Consider the following 238-nt stretch of genomic DNA (forward strand, 5'->3'; position numbering starts at 1 on the left):
GATGAACAGCCCGGTGATCAGGTCCGCCACCAGCGACTGTGCGCCAAAACCGATGGCCAGGCCGATCACACCGGCACCGGCCAGGAGCGGGGTGACGTTCATGCCCATGTTGGCCAGGGCGACGATCACCGCGATGATGAAGATGATCACGAACATCACGTTGCGGATCAACGGCATCATGGTTTGCGCACGGGCGTTGGCCAGGCCCCGGCGCGAGCGCACCAGGGCATGGTGCACG

Annotated in this window: 1 pseudogene; it reads right to left on the reverse strand. The window is 64.7% G+C overall.

The window, feature by feature from the left end:
- A pseudogene (locus tag SB756_RS34955) lies at positions 1-238 on the reverse strand (mechanosensitive ion channel family protein); the annotation flags it as partial.

The organism is Pseudomonas sp. SIMBA_068, from assembly GCF_046534705.1.
GTDB lineage: Bacteria > Pseudomonadota > Gammaproteobacteria > Pseudomonadales > Pseudomonadaceae > Aquipseudomonas > Aquipseudomonas putida.